The organism is Micromonospora sp. WMMD1219 (genome assembly GCF_049315215.1).
Classification (GTDB): Bacteria; Actinomycetota; Actinomycetes; order Mycobacteriales; family Micromonosporaceae; genus Micromonospora; species Micromonospora tulbaghiae.
This window is the reverse complement of the sequence record NZ_CP186057.1, coordinates 4,487,952-4,503,280: the sequence shown is the minus strand read 5'-3', so window position 1 is coordinate 4,503,280 and position 15,329 is coordinate 4,487,952. Positions and strand designations below refer to the sequence as shown.

The following is a 15,329-nucleotide window of genomic DNA, read 5'->3' as shown; positions in this document are numbered from 1 at the left end:
GCACCGTGGGAGACAAGAAGAGGCAGAAGGACGGGCGCCCGAACCCTGAGGAACTGCGCGATCTCGCGACTGGCTGGGACGAGCAGGCCGCTCGACTGGAGGCGCTGGGTGACACGGTCATCGGGGCCTTCGACAGCATTCGATGGTCAGGGGCCGCTTACTTCCCTGCCTCCCTCTCCGCGCTCGGGGTGAGAAGCAAGCTGTCCGAGATGGCCTCGGCGGCACGGGAATTCGCGACGGTCCTCAGGGACTACGCCGACAAGGTCGAAGAGCAGATCCAGCGGGAGAAGGCGGCCAACATCGTCTCGATCGTGCTGGCCCTTCTCGGTCTGCTCACGATCGGCCTCGCGTTCGTTTTGGCACCCGCTCTCGCCGCCCTGTCCAACCTGCTCGCCAGCCTGCTGCCGGCCATGAGCGCCGCTGCCAGCCGCATCGTCACCATGGTGCTCGACTTCGCGCTCGGCTTCCTGACGTACGGTTCGATGCAAGTCGTGATGGAGATCGGCGTCCGGGGGGTCGTCTCCGCAGCGAAGGGCCTGTCGCTGGAGCTGCACGCCGCGGAGATCCTGGCGGGCGTCCTGGGCGCGGGCGCGCTGGGCGGGCTGTTCTCGATGCGGGGTGTCCGCGCAGCGCCGATCCGCGGAGCCAACGGCGCCACTCCCCCGCCGGTCCCCAAGATGCCGCCGGCGACGAAGGCGTCGGCGGCCACCACTGTGGACAACACCGGTGTGCAACTCAACAACCCGACGCAGGTCAAGAACGCGGGCGTCACCAATACACCCCGCGTCAACGAAGCGACGCCGGCAACGAGCGCCAGCGACGTGCCGGTGGTGCCGGCCGCGAACCGCGCCGCACCGGTCGCGTCAGCCTCGTCGGCCGGCGGCGCAAGCCGCCTCGATGTCGGTGTGCCGGGTGGTGGCAAAGCGGTCAGCGCGTCCACCCAGGCGGCCACCGGCCACGTCAACCAGCCGCTCGCCGCACCGCGCCCCACCACGGCAACACCACCGAATGGCGTGCTCCGCGACGGGCCGGGCAAGGCGAATCTCGACCGCACCCCTCCCACCGTCGGCACGCGCGTCGATGCTTCTCCGCAGGTCAGCACCCCGGCGTCGAACATCGTCCACCAGCCGACCCAGCCCAACGTGGCCGTGCGGGGCTCGGCCGAGACGGCCCAGGGCAACAACAGCATTTCCAAGGCGCCGGCCGTCGGCCCCACGATGCACGTCACCCCGTCCACCGGTCCGGCCCCTGTGCCGCACGGGCCGTCGCTGCCGCCGGCCATGCGCCCGGGCGGCCTGCCCGAGACCTCGGTGCTGAACGCCGGCAACCACCTGATGCCGCCGACCGCCCGGCCCGGCGGCGCGACCTACGCGCCCGCCATCCCGGAAGCCTTCGCGCCAGCCACAACACCCCGCCCCGCCCGCATGTTCGACGACGCCGCCTCCATAAGCTCCCTAAGCTCCGTAGACTCCGTAGGCACCCTAAGCTCCGTAAGCTCCCTAGGCTCCGCAGCAGCGCGCACCCTCGGCCAACCTGCACCCCACCCCACCACAACACCCGGCCCCACGCGCATGTTCGACGACACCGCCTCCGCCGCAAGCTCAGCCGCAGCAGCAGCAGCGCGCACCACCGGCCAACCAGCACCACACGCCACCACGCCTGCCACACCACACGCCGTCACCCCAGCGACACCACACGCGCCCGGCCGCATGCCCGACGACACCCCCACCACCGCAAGCACCTCCACCGCTAGCTCCGCAACACCAACCCGCACCGCCGGTCAAACTGCACCACACACCACCACCCCAGCCACACCACACGCGCCCAGCCGCATGCCCGACGACACCCCCACCACCGCTACGTCGGCCGGCACCATCCGGGACAAGATCGCCAAACTCTTCAAAGACCCCGACGGGCACCCCACCGACACCGGCCAATCAGTCAGCAAGGAAGTACACGAAGTACGCGCAAAGTGGGCCAACCGCACACTCGCCGAAGCCCCCACCAGCGCCCGCACCACAGAACCCACCACCACCCCGAGCAACACCACCAAAACCGCAGGAACGCCTGCCCAGGAAGTACGCGCAAAGTGGGCCGGCTCCGAAAGCGAACGTCCACTAGGCGAAGCCCCCACCAGCACCACCACCCCAAGCAACACCACCAAAACCGCGAGCACCTCCACCGCTAGCTCCGCAACACCAACCCGCACCGCCGGTCAAACTGCACCACACACCACCACCCCAGCCACACCACACGCGCCCAGCCGCATGCCCGACGACACCCCCACCACCGCTACGTCGGCCGGCACCATCCGGGACAAGATCGCCAAACTCTTCAAAGACCCCGACGGGCACCCCACCGACACCGGCCAATCAGTCAGCAAGGAAGTACGCGAAGTACGCGCAAAGTGGGCCGACCGCCCACTCGGCGAAACCCCCACCACCAGCAGCACCACCACCACACCAGCCCGCACCACAGACCCCACCACCCCAAGCAACACCACCAAAACCGGAAAAACACCTGCCCAGGAAACACGCGACTTCTGGGCCGACCGCACACTCGCAAAAACCCCCACCCCCGCAGCACCAAACAAAGCCCAAAAACAACCCACCGAACCCGCCGAACCGACCGCCCTCAACAGCGAACGCCCACTCGGCGAAACCCCCACCACCAGCAGCACCACCACCACACCAGCCCGCACCACAGACCCCACCACCCCAAGCAACACCACCAAAACCGGAAAAACACCTGCCCAGGAAACACGCGACTTCTGGGCCGACCGCACACTCGCAAAAACCCCCACCCCCGCAGCACCAAACAAAGCCCAAAAACAACCCACCGAACCCGCCGAACCGACCGCCCTCAACAGCGAACGCCCACTCGGCGAAACCCCCACCACCAGCAGCACCACCACCACACCAGCCCGCACCACAGACCCCACCACCCCAAGCAACACCACCAAAACCGGAAAAACACCTGCCCAGGAAACACGCGACTTCTGGGCCGACCGCACACTCGCAAAAACCCCCACCCCCGCAGCACCAAACAGACCCGAACACCCTTCTCAGCACCTGTCTCCGGCCACGCCCCAGCTCGGTGCCCCGAAGCCCGGACGTCAGTTGCTGCAGATCGGTGACGGGCGTGCAGATTTTGTGCGGGTCGGGGAGCCGTCGAAGCTCACGGGTGAAGGGCGACGAATTGACGGCTCCCCCGCGGGCCCGGCCCACGAGCAATCGAACCCTGGCTCTAACGCGGCCTACGCCTACGTCGAGCTGCGCGCCGACGGCACGATGGCCCCGACCACGCTTAGCCCGGGCGAGAAGGTCCTTCACTCGCAGCCGTTGAGCGGCAAATCGCAGGACCGGATCCTCGGCTCTTCCACCGAAAACGAGCCCCAGAAGCCGCAGACCAGCAGAGTGCAGGACCGAGTCCACGGCTTCGCCACCGAAAACGGGCCCCCGAAGGCGCAGACCAGAACATTGCAGGGCCGCGTCCACGGCTTCGCCACCGAAAACGGGCCCCCGAAGGCGCAGACCAGCAGAGTGCAGGGCCGAGTCCACGGCTTCGCCAAGGAAGACGGGACTCTGAAGCCCCAGACCAGCACTCCGCAGGACCGGATACTCGGCTCCTCTGCCGGAAACGGACCCCAGAAGCCGCTGACCAGCAGTCCGCAGGAGCGGATCCTCAGCTACTCCGCCGAAAGCAGATCGTGGGACGTCATCCCGATTGCACCGGCGGCCCCGGCGGCGAAGGTCGACCGGCCCGTGCAGATGCTCCGGCAAAACCCCGACGGAACCGTCGACCTGCTGACGTTCGAGAAAACGCCGACGCTCGCGTCGGGGCCGCCGGTCAAGCCACGGCCGGGTGAGACAAGCTTCCACGACCTGGATGGACCGGGGGTACACCACGGCTGGCAGTCGCGATCGATCGGCCCGGATGAGAAGTTCACGGCTTATCAGGTAAGCAAGCCGCAGCGGATCGGAGACCACCGGTTCGACGGCAAGATTCCCATCTTCCAGCGTGAGCCCAAAGCCCTGCTGCTCAAGGACCAAGCGACCCACCAGTGGACGCCGCTGGGAATGACCAAAGGCGAAGAGGCGCTGCCGAAATCCTGGGGGCGCGATCCCTCCGCACCGCCCCTTGAGGTTGGCAAGTTCAGATTCAGCACAGGGCCCACCGGCCAGGGCAACGCAACGGGCGACGTCCACTACCGCTGGCACAGCCCGTCGGGCAACCCAGTCCCGGTGAAGGCGCCAGCCATGTCCATCGAAATAGCCGAGATTGGGGCGCAGAGCCGATCGGTGACAATCAGCGAGTACGTGGGCACCGGCGGCAAGGGCGCCGGCATCCTCACCGACTCGTTGCGCATGCTGCCGGACGGCACTCTCGTTCCGGCTAAGGCGATCACCTCCGAGGAGCTCAAGTTCGATCCGAAGTCCGGTGCGATCACCATGGATGGTGCCCGTCGCACCGATACATCGGCTCCGAGTGGCGGCGGTACCTCAGGTTCGGGAGGTGGCGGCGCCCCAGATCCGAGGGGCGGCGGTTCTTCAGGATCCGGGGGCGGTTCCGTGTACAGCCGCGGCCTGTCTCGCGGATCGGCAACCCAGACCCAGACCGTCGACAGCACGGTGACCTTTGTCAAACGCAACGATGTCAAGCATCTGCCCAGCGAGCCGCCGGAGCTGGGTCGCGTTCTGGGCAGTGGCGAACGCGCGACGGCTTCCGGTGCCGGCACCGGCAGTTCGGCAGAGGCTGCGGCGGCCCGGGTAATGAGTAAGGACGGTGTGCTCGGCAAGCCGCAGCCCGGGCAGGCGTCCAGCACCGAGGTGAAGACGGCCGACCCGAAGCCCAGCGCAAAGATGGCTGATCCCTTTGGCCGGAAAAAACCCATCTTATCCCCGCCTCCCGGCGGCACCGATATACCCGACGGCGTTTTCCTGACACAAAGGGAAAACGTTTTGCACTTCTCCGCCGGAGACGTACCCCCGTCCCCCACCAGCCTACAATCGGAGGCCGGCAGGCCGGGCGTGGATTTCACCTTCGGAAACGGAGTAAACGACGCTCAGGCCATCGCGATCCTGGACACGGTGAGGCGAGGCAGGATACACGCGCCAGCCTACCTGCGAGCCAACAACGACCCCATTGATCTTCGTCTACCCCCTCGTGACATTGATGTGGCCGTCGTCAGATACAGTCACACCGACGGCAACGGGAACGCGCTGCCTGCGCGCTCACCCCAACTCTGGCAGGAATGGGCGAACAGAATCCTGCGGGACCTGTCAGGAAACCCGTCACTCGTCGTTCCCGAACGCGCGGTCATCGGCACTCCGGCCGAACAAACGCGCGCAGCCGAATACCACTTCCAGCCTGCCGCAACGCCAACCGTTCGGATGCGGGAAGCGCTCATCCACGAACAGTCCTTCGCCGACACTCTCCCCGCCGCGTACACGACGTACAAAAAGGGCGATGTCATCGCTCTCACCACAGGAAAGCCACCCACCAAAGAACAAATGGGCCCGCACCCGGAAAACCCGGGCTTGACCATCAAACTCTTCCAGAAGATGACCCCGGCCGAGATTTGGGCGCTCCTGGACGAGATCAAAAAGAAGATCACCGGCCCGATAACCGTCATGTACGGGGTCTCCTCGACGAAGCCGACCACGCCGGAACACCTGGAAGCTTTCGTCCGCAAAGCCTTCGCCGGCATGCCCGACGTGACCCTCCGAGTGCCCAGATCCGACCTCACCACACACCCAGCCGGACAGCCCGAACAAGCCTCATACGAATTCCGCACCACCAACACCGCCGGCCCGACCCTCACCCCCAAAAAAATCGACGTCACACTCCGAGGAACAGGAACACCAGGCCGAGGGATCGGCAACGAAACCGATGTACCCGACGGCGTTTCCTGGCAAAGAGACGGAGACGTCCTGCACTTCTCCGCCGGCACCGTGCCCCCGTCTCCCGCCGACCTCCGCCCGACCAGCGGCAGACCCGGACTCGAGTTCAACCTAGGAGACGGAGTAAACCTCGTTCACACCGCCAACATCCTGAACCCGGTAGGACGAAGCGGATCACGAATCCCAGGATTCCTCCGAAACGACAACGAACCCAATTACCCCTACCTCGAAGACGACCCGAACGGCGGACTCACCAGAAGTGGTCACCCAAAACAAAGGGTCGTGGAACGTCCAGACATTGATGTCGCCGTCGTCAGATACAGTCACACCGACGGCAACGGGAACGCGCTGCCTGCGCGCTCACCCCAAGAGTGGCAGGAATGGGCGAACACCATCCTGCGGGACCTGTCAGGAAACCCATCACTCGTCGTTCCCGAACGCGCGGTCATCGGCACTCCGGCCGAACAAACGCGCGCAGCCGAATACCACTTCCAGCCTGCCGCAACGCCAACCGTCCGGATGCGGGAAGCGCTCATCCACGAACAGTCCTTCGCCGACACTCTCCCTGCCGATTTCACGACGGCCGCCAGGGGCGACGTCATATACGTCTCCACAGGAAGGCCGCCCACCGAAGAGCTAATGGCCCCGCGCCCGGACAACCCGGGATTGACCGTCACCCTCGGTAGTAAAGTTGACGCCACGAGACTTAATCTTTTCCTGCAACGGATGCGGGAAGCGAATGGGGACAAACCGATCTTCGTCGAAGACGGCCGCCCCTCGGCGAAGCCGACCACGCCGGAAGCCGTGGGAGCTTTCGTCCGCAAAGCCTTCGCCGGCATACCCGACGTGACCCTCCGAGTGCCCAGGTCCAACCTCACCGCACCCCCAGCCGGACAGCCCGAACAAGCCTCATACGACTTCCACACCACCAGCACTGCCCGACCGACCCTCACACCTATAGAGATTGACGCCACACTCCGAGGAGTAGGAGAGCCAGGACGCGTAAGCGAGACCCGCTTGGGCCGGGAGATGGTCGAGGAGGGCGATGTCATCTACATCTCCCCCCAGATGGGGCGGCCGCCCACTGCTGAGGCTCTGGCACCGCGGCCTGGTCAGGGCCGGACCGTTGTCGTCGACGGCCCGGTGTCCGACGTGCCGGAACTCCGGGACTTCCTGATCAAACTTGACAAGGCGCGTACGGTGTCAGCCGTCGAGTTGAGTCCGGGTCTGCCAGGCATCCCGCCGATCATCCTGCCCGCGTCCATGTTCATCGACCCCCCGGCCGAGCAGTCAGCCGATATTTCGTCCGAGCTCGGCACCAGCAACAACGCTCCAATGAATCCGCCGGAAGACGTCACGACGGTTCTTCCGGACGACGTCACGTCAAGGTCCCCACAGCCCGCCGTCGTGACGGCGGAAGGGCAGCTGCTCGATCCCAGGGTGCCCGATGAGCAGCTCGAGATGAGCCAGCTCAGCGACTCCGTGCTGACTGGTCTCGCGCCCGATACGCCCACGGCAGCGGACCAGGCGGCCGACACCCTGACCGCGGCCGGGCACCCTGAGATTCCCGAAGCCTTCCCCACTGAGCCGGCAGCAGCGCTCACCACCACCCCAACCGTCCCCACAATGCGCTTGACCCAGGAGATGGCCGAGGAGGGCGATGTCGTCTACATCTCCCCCCAGGACGCACGGCCGCCCACTCGAGCGGACCTGGCACCGCGACCCGGCCCAGGCCGGACCCTTGTCGTCGACGGCCCGGTGTCCGACATGGCGGAGCTCCGGGAATTCCTGATCGAGCTGAGCAAGTCGCGCCCCGTATCATCCGTCGAGTTGACCAACACCGATCTGATCACGCCGGAGGTGGCACGGGGTTACACGCGCTTGCTTGCTGACGTCCCCGGTAACCCGACCTTCAGCCTGTCCGAGACCACGATCACCGACGCCTCGGCCGGCCAGCCAGCCCAGGAATTGTGGCAACTCGACACCAGCAACAACGCTCCGACGAGTCTGCCCGAAGACGTCACGCCAAGGTCCCTACAGCCCGCCGTCGTGACGGCGGAAGGGCATCTGCTCGACCCCGGGGTGGCCGGTGAGCAGGTCGAGGTGAGCCAACTCAGCGGCTCCGAGCCGACCGGTCCCGCGGCCGATGCGCGCACGGCAGCGGACGAGGCGGCCGACATCCTGGCCGCAGCCGGGCACGCTGAGATCCCCGAGGCCTTCCTCACCGAGCCCGACCCGGCCCGCCGGACCGAGCTGCTCATCGGGTTGCTCGACCGAGGCGACGCGGTGCTGAGCGCCCTGCCCGCGCTACACACCGCGCTGCCGGCCGCGACTGCTTCGGACAAGGCAATCGCCCAGATGCTGGGATACGCCTACGGTGCCGCCCAGGGTGAATCGCTGCCGGTCGCCAAGGTGCGCGCCGCGGCAAAGGATCTGCGCCCCGAGACGAAGCTGATACTCATAGACAATCTGAGCCTGTTGGCCGTCGCCGACCCGGGGTGGAGGCCGGTGGTTGAAAACCTTGGCCCGTTGATCCTGGACTGTTGAACCTAGCGCAACCACCAGCAGGACACGTGGGACAACTTGGTCCAGCAACTGCCCAACCCGGTCTTCGATGCGGACCGCGACGGCTCTTCCGGCTTCGGGCAAAGCGCCATCGTGTTGCGCTGTGCTTACCAGGGCCGAGGCAGCGCCAATTGCGTTCCGGGCCACGCAGCCGGTCGTCGTGGCCGGTGTGGCCTGGGTGGCCCGTCTTTGGCCCGCCGGCCAACCCGGTTACCGGTGCGTCGAGCCCTGGCAGGTACGTCCGCACGCCGTCGCAGCGCCACGTCCACCAGGGCGCCCTTGCACCGCTCAGGCCGGTGGTGATGACCGTACGGCGGTACTGCGCGGGCGTGGACCGTCAGATCCGGCGGGTGGGCTCGCGGGACCTCCGGCAGGCCACCAGACAGGTACGCCCCGAGCAGCCGTCGGCCATCCGCGCCCGGGCGAGCCCGGCCAGAGACAGCGCACGCTCAACCCGCGGCCCCGGCGCCAGCGCCAGCCGTGCTCGCCCAAGCAACTCGTGGGGAACGCCCACGGCATGCAGCAGCCCCCGGTGCAGTTACGCACCGGGGGCGGGGCAAAGTCCACGGCGGCATGCCGCCGGCTCCTTGTTCTCCAACCGGCTACTGCTGGATCGACGACTGGAAGATCTCGTTAAGCGAGCCCATCCGGCGCTCGGTCATCTCACGCAGTTGTTCGCCGGCATCCCGCAGGGCGGTGAGCATCAACTCCTCCAGCTCCTCCGGGTCGGTATCGGCGATGAGATGTGGATCCAGGCGTACGGCGGTGAAGGTGCCGGCGGCGGTCATGGAGACCCGTACTGCACCGCTAGCAGCCGTGCCGGTGACTTCAGTGGCCGACAATCGGTCGCGCATGTCGGCCATCTGGTCCTGTAACGCCTGCGCCTGTTCCAGCATCCGGTCCAAGTCCGACACGGGGTTCTCCATCAGGGCCTCCAAGTGCGCACGTTAGCCCATTCGCCCTCCATGTAATTGTTCCACGAAAGGTTCAGCGCCGACGCGATCACGCCGAGTACGCCAGTTTCGCCGAACAAACCGTTAGCGGCGATATTCCACTCGCCTTGCAGACCGCTGTAGTAGGACTGGGCCGAGCCCTGCCAACCGTCGGCTGCGGCGGCGGCGTCGTATTTCGCGCTTGCGGCTTCGTCCAGCAGCGGCGACAGCGTACGGATCAGTGTGTCGAGCTGCTCGACGATCACTTCCGCTTTGTTGTTGAGCGTCTGCCCGGCCAACTCCAACTCCGCCGGGACACGCAGGTTGCTGCCGCTCGGATCTACCATTGATCTCCCCTGTCTCGCCGGGACGCCCTAGAGGTGCGCGCCAGGAATGTCCTGGTTCACTGCAATGAGGCTGTTGATGTTGGCGGTCTCAGACTCGACATAGTTGACGTAGTTCGTACGCAGGCCGGAGCCGATGTCCGTAAGAGCGTCGTTCAACATGTTGCCGAACGTATCGAAGTCGTGCATGAGCTGCTCGAACTGCCTGGCCGCGACGCCATGCCACGTCGCTTGCAGACCCACCACATAGTTACGCAGGTCTGCCAGGTCACTCTGAACCGCCGACGCGGTGGCGTCGCAGCTGGCTGCGCCACTATTGAGCATTTCCGGTGTTACGAGAATGTGGTCCATCGCAACTTCTTCCTTCCGACTTCCGTCGGCAGCTGCACTGCCCTGACCAGCATGATGCTGCCGACGCGGACAACGCGAGTGACCTCTTTGCAGGACATCGCGACCGTCCCCGGGTTCAGAGCAGCTTCTCGCGCTCGTCAGGGAGCAGCTTCATGCGCTCGTGAGGGAGCAGTTTCTTCATGCGCCTCTCAGCGAGCATGCTCTTGACGTTCGCGCCCTCGGCCGCGACGTAGTTGTCGTACGACTTCTGCATTGCCCTGATGGCGTCATCGAGCAGGCTGCTGGTGTCGGTGGTGAGCTTCTTGAGGTCGGTGCTGAGTTGTTCGTATTTCGCCCCCGCCGGGCTGTTCCACGCATCGCGGATCAACCCCAGGTGGCTGGCCATCGCTTCGAGGTTGCTGCCGATCGAGTCCCGCTGAGTGCGCACCTTGCTGATCGACTCGCCCAACAGCGCGATCTGCACAGCGTAGTCGTAGCGTTTGCCGTCCACGATGACGGCGACCGGGTTGCCCTTACTGTCGGTGACCAACCCGTTCTTGGGGTCGTACATCATGGTGGTTAGCCCGTCAGCCCCGTATGCGATGGTGACGGTCTGGCCATCCTTGGTCCCGCGCGTGGGGCGGCCCTGATCGTCGAACGCATCGTATATCCACCCGTTCGCCTGCATCAGGACGACGTCCCCGTCGGCGTTGCGGTTGACGGTCGCGCCGTCCTGGTACGTCCACACACTTGAGCCGTCGTCGGAGTACTTGATGTCGACGGCGTTGTTCTTGCCGTCCTCGGTGCCGTGCGTAGGGCGGCCCTGGTCGTCGAACCTGTCGAACGTCCATCCCCCGGCTTGCATCCCCGTGACAGTTCCCGCCGGGTCCCGCCGGATGGTCGTCCCGTCGCCGTACTTCCACGCGCTCGATCCGTCCGGGGCGTACGTGATGTTTACCTGCTGGGCCGGCTCCCCGCTCTTACCCGCCGGCACGGTGCCATGCGTGGGGTTACCGTTCTCGTCGAACCGGTCGAAGACGGTGCCGTCCTTCAACTCCTGCCGGGTGACGTCGCCCTCGGCGTTACGGTAAACCTTGGTGCCGTCGCCCTGGTAGTCCCAGACACTCGACCCGTCGGCGTGGTAGACGATATCGACCTGCTGCGCCGACCCGCCGTCCCGGCCGGGAATCGTCCCGTGGATGGGCCTGCCGTCGGCGTTGAACGCGTCGTAGACCACGCCCTCGGGGGTGACCTGCCGAACCACCGCACCATCAGGGTTCCGGTCGACCTTGGTGCCGTCGGCGTAGGTCCAGGTACTACTGCCGTTACCGCCGTAGGAGATCGTTACTTCCTGCGTGGGCTGACCGTCGACACCAGGGGTGGTGCCGTGCGTCGGCCTTCCCTCACCATCAAACCGATCAAACACCGCACCATCGGCCGTCACCTGACGGGTGACATCCCCGTCGGCGTTGCGCTGCACCGTCGTGCCATCGCCGTAGGTCCACGTGCTCGACCCATCACCGCCGTAGGAGATCGTCACGTCCTGCGCGGGCTGACCATCAACACCAAGGGTGGTGCCGTGCGTCGGCCTTCCCTCACCATCAAACCGATCAAACACCGCACCATCAGCCGTCACCTGACGAGTCACATCCCCGTCGGCGTCACGCTGCACCCGAGTGCCATCGCCGTAGGTCCACGTACTCGACCCATCACCGCCATAGGAGATGGACACGTCCTGCACCGGCTGACCATCAACACCGGGAATAGTGCCGTGCGAGGGCTTCCCATCAGCGGTGAACCGGTCGAACACCGCACCCTCAGCCGTCACCTGACGACTGACATCCCCGTCAGCGTCACGCTGCACCCTCGTGCCATCGCCATACGACCACGTACTCGACCCATCACCGCCATAGGAGATGGACACGTCCTGCACCGGCTGACCATCAACACCAGGAATGCGGCCATGCTCCGGCTTCCCATCAGCCGTGAACCGATCAAACACCGCACCATCGGCCGTCACCTGACGGGTGATGTCCCCGTCCACATCACGCTGCACCCGAGTGCCATCGCCGTAGGTCCAAGTGCTCGACCCGTCGCCGCCGTAGGAGATCGTCACGTCCTGCGCGGGCTGACCGTCGACACCAGGGGTGGTGCCGTGCTCCGGCTTCCCGTCAGCGGTGAACCGGTCGAACACCGCACCCTCAGCCGTCACCTGACGAGTCACGTCCCCGTCGGCGTCACGCTGCACCGTCGTGCCATCGCCGTAGGTCCACGTGCTCGACCCATCACCGCCATAGGAGATCGTCACGTCCTGCGTCGGCTGACCGTCGACACCAGGGGTGGTGCCGTGCGTCGGCCTTCCCTCACCATCAAACCGGTCGAACACCGCACCATCGGCCGTCACCTGACGGGTGATGTCCCCGTCCACATCACGCTGCACCCGAGTGCCATCGCCGTAGGTCCAAGTGCTCGACCCATCACCGCCATAGGAGATCGTCACGTCCTGCGCCGGCTGACCATCAACACCAGGGGTAGTGCCCTGCGTCGGCCTTCCCTCACCATCAAACCGATCAAACACCGCACCATCGGCCGTCACCTGACGGGTGATGTCCCCGTCGGCGTTGCGCTGCACCGTCGTGCCATCGCCGTAGGTCCAAGTGCTCGACCCGTCGCCGCCGTAGGAGATCGTCACGTCCTGCGCGGGCTGACCGTCGACACCAGGGGTGGTGCCGTGCGTCGGCCTTCCCTCACCATCAAACCGGTCGAACACCGCACCATCAGCCGTCACCTGACGACTGACATCCCCGTCAGCATCACGCTGCACCCGAGTGCCATCGCCGTAGGTCCAGGTGCTCGACCCGTCGCCGCCGTAGGAGATCGTCACGTCCTGCGCGGGCTGACCATCAACACCAGGAATGCGGCCATGCTCCGGCTTCCCATCAGCCGTGAACCGATCAAACACCGCACCCTCAGCCGTCACCTGACGACTGACATCCCCGTCGGCGTCACGCTGCACCCGAGTGCCATCACCATACGACCACGTACTCGACCCATCACCGCCGTAGGAGATGGACACGTCCTGCGTCGGCTGCCCGCCAGCGCCGGGAATGGTGCCGTGCGAGGGTTTCCCGTCACCATCGAACCGGTCGAACACCGCACCCTCAGCGGTCACCTGACGAGTCACATCCCCGTCAGCGTCACGCTGCACCCTCGTGCCATCGGTGTAGGTCCACGTACTACCACCGTCACCGCCATAGGTGATGGACACGTCCTGCGCCGGCTGACCATCAACACCGGGAATAGTGCCGTGCGAGGGCTTCCCGTCAGCCGTGAACCGATCGAACACCGCACCCTCAGCCGTCACCTGACGAGTCACATCCCCGTCAGCATCACGCTGCACCCTCGTGCCATCGCCGTAGGTCCAGGTGCTCGACCCGTCGCCGCCGTAGGAGATCGTCACGTCCTGCGCGGGCTGACCATCAACACCAGGAATGCGGCCATGCTCCGGCTTCCCATCAGCCGTGAACCGATCAAACACCGCACCATCAGCCGTCACCTGACGGGTGACATCCCCGTCGGCGTTGCGCTGCACCGTCGTGCCATCGCCGTAGGTCCAAGTGCTCGACCCGTCACCGCCATAGGAGATGGACACGTCCTGCGTCGGCTGACCGTCGACACCAGGGGTGGTGCCGTGCGTCGGCCTTCCCTCACCATCAAACCGATCAAACACCGCACCGTCAGCCGTCACCTGACGACTGACATCCCCGTCCACATCACGCTGCACCCGAGTGCCATCACCGTAGGTCCAGGTGCTCGACCCGTCGCCGCCGTAGGAGATCGTCACGTCCTGCGCGGGCTGACCGTCGACACCAGGGGTGGTGCCGTGCTCCGGCTTCCCGTCAGCGGTGAACCGGTCGAACACCGCACCCTCAGCCGTCACCTGACGAGTCACATCCCCGTCAGCGTCACGCTGCACCCGAGTGCCATCACCATACGACCACGTACTCGACCCATCACCGCCATAGGAGATGGACACGTCCTGCGCCGGCTGCCCGCCAGCGCCGGGAATGGTGCCGTGCGAGGGCTTCCCGTCACCATCGAACCGGTCGAACACCGCACCCTCAGCCGTCACCTGACGAGTCACATCCCCGTCAGCGTCACGCTGCACCCGAGTGCCATCACCATACGACCACGTACTCGACCCATCACCGCCATAGGAGATCGTCACGTCCTGCGCGGGCTGACCGTCGACACCAGGGGTGGTGCCGTGCTCCGGCTTCCCGTCAGCGGTGAACCGGTCGAACACCGCACCCTCAGCCGTCACCTGACGAGTCACATCCCCGTCAGCGTCACGCTGCACCCGAGTGCCATCACCATACGACCACGTACTCGACCCATCACCGCCATAGGAGATGGACACGTCCTGCGTCGGCTGCCCGCCAGCGCCGGGAATGGTGCCGTGCGAGGGCTTCCCGTCACCATCGAACCGGTCGAACACCGCACCCTCAGCCGTCACCTGACGAGTCACATCCCCGTCAGCGTCACGCTGCACCCGAGTGCCATCACCGTAGGTCCAGGTGCTCGACCCATCACCGCCGTAGGAGATCGTCACGTCCTGCGTCGGCTGACCGTCGACACCAGGGGTAGTGCCGTGCGTCGGCCTTCCCTCACCATCAAACCGATCAAACACCGCACCATCAGCCGTCACCTGACGACTGACATCCCCGTCCACATCACGCTGCACCCGAGTGCCATCACCATACGACCACGTACTACTGCCATCACCGCCATAGGAGATGGACACGTCCTGCGCCGGCTGACCATCAACACCAGGGACGGTGCCGTGCTCCGGCTTCCCATCAGCCGTGAACCGATCAAACACCGCACCATCAGCCGTCACCTGACGAGTCACATCCCCGTCAGCATCACGCTGCACCCTCGTGCCATCGCCGTAGGTCCACGTACTACTGCCATCACCGCCATAGGAAATCGTTACTTCCTGATCTCCCGGGAGAGTCACGTGGGTCGGCTTACCGTCGGCATTGAAGCGATCAAAGACGGTTCCGTCGGGGAGCTGCTGGCGCACGGGACGGCCGTTGCTGTCATAGTCGACGACGGTGCCGTCGGCGCTGGTCTCGGTGGGCACGTCGGTCTCCTGGACTGGCGGCAGGGATGCGCTTCGAGCCTAGGAGCGACGACAGAGCAGACGGCAAGACACCCGTTCGGGGACGTCTGGGGCTGTTCTTGCGAGGAAC

At 65.8% G+C, this 15,329-nt stretch carries 5 protein-coding genes; 1 reads left to right on the top strand and 4 read right to left on the bottom strand.

Annotated elements, in window-relative coordinates:
- Nucleotides 1-5: 5 nt before the first annotated feature.
- Nucleotides 6-8,450, top strand: coding sequence for a hypothetical protein (locus ACN27C_RS21050; RefSeq protein ID WP_422747581.1), 8,445 nt, complete (start codon nt 6-8; stop codon nt 8,448-8,450).
- A 620-nt stretch (nt 8,451-9,070) separates the two neighbouring features.
- Here ACN27C_RS21050 and ACN27C_RS21045 read toward each other — a convergent pair.
- The 4 genes from ACN27C_RS21045 to ACN27C_RS21030 all read right to left on the bottom strand — a co-directional run bounded on the left by ACN27C_RS21045 (nt 9,071) and on the right by ACN27C_RS21030 (nt 15,220).
- A complete protein-coding gene (locus ACN27C_RS21045; protein ID WP_422747579.1) occupies nt 9,071-9,394 on the bottom strand; it encodes a YbaB/EbfC family nucleoid-associated protein in 324 nt (107 codons plus the stop codon).
- Complete coding sequence (locus ACN27C_RS21040) at nt 9,394-9,747, bottom strand: WXG100 family type VII secretion target (RefSeq protein ID WP_422747577.1); 354 nt, start codon at nt 9,745-9,747, stop codon at nt 9,394-9,396. Before ACN27C_RS21040 ends, ACN27C_RS21045 begins: the two co-directional genes overlap by 1 nt.
- 27 nt (nt 9,748-9,774) lie before the next feature.
- Nucleotides 9,775-10,095 carry a WXG100 family type VII secretion target gene (locus ACN27C_RS21035; protein WP_422747575.1) on the bottom strand — a complete coding sequence of 107 codons (321 nt, stop codon included), beginning with the start codon at nt 10,093-10,095 and terminating at the stop codon, nt 9,775-9,777.
- A 115-nt stretch (nt 10,096-10,210) separates the two neighbouring features.
- A complete protein-coding gene (locus tag ACN27C_RS21030; RefSeq protein ID WP_422747573.1) occupies nt 10,211-15,220 on the bottom strand; it encodes an RHS repeat domain-containing protein in 5,010 nt (1,669 codons plus the stop codon).
- Between the last annotated feature and the right edge of the window lie 109 nt (nt 15,221-15,329).

Coding starts and splice junctions, on each gene's coding strand:
- ACN27C_RS21045 (WP_422747579.1), bottom strand. CDS start 9,394: ATGGAGAACCCCGTGTCGGACTTGGACCGGATGCTGGAACAGGCGCAG.
- ACN27C_RS21040 (WP_422747577.1), bottom strand. CDS start 9,747: ATGGTAGATCCGAGCGGCAGCAACCTGCGTGTCCCGGCGGAGTTGGAG.
- ACN27C_RS21035 (WP_422747575.1), bottom strand. CDS start 10,095: ATGGACCACATTCTCGTAACACCGGAAATGCTCAATAGTGGCGCAGCC.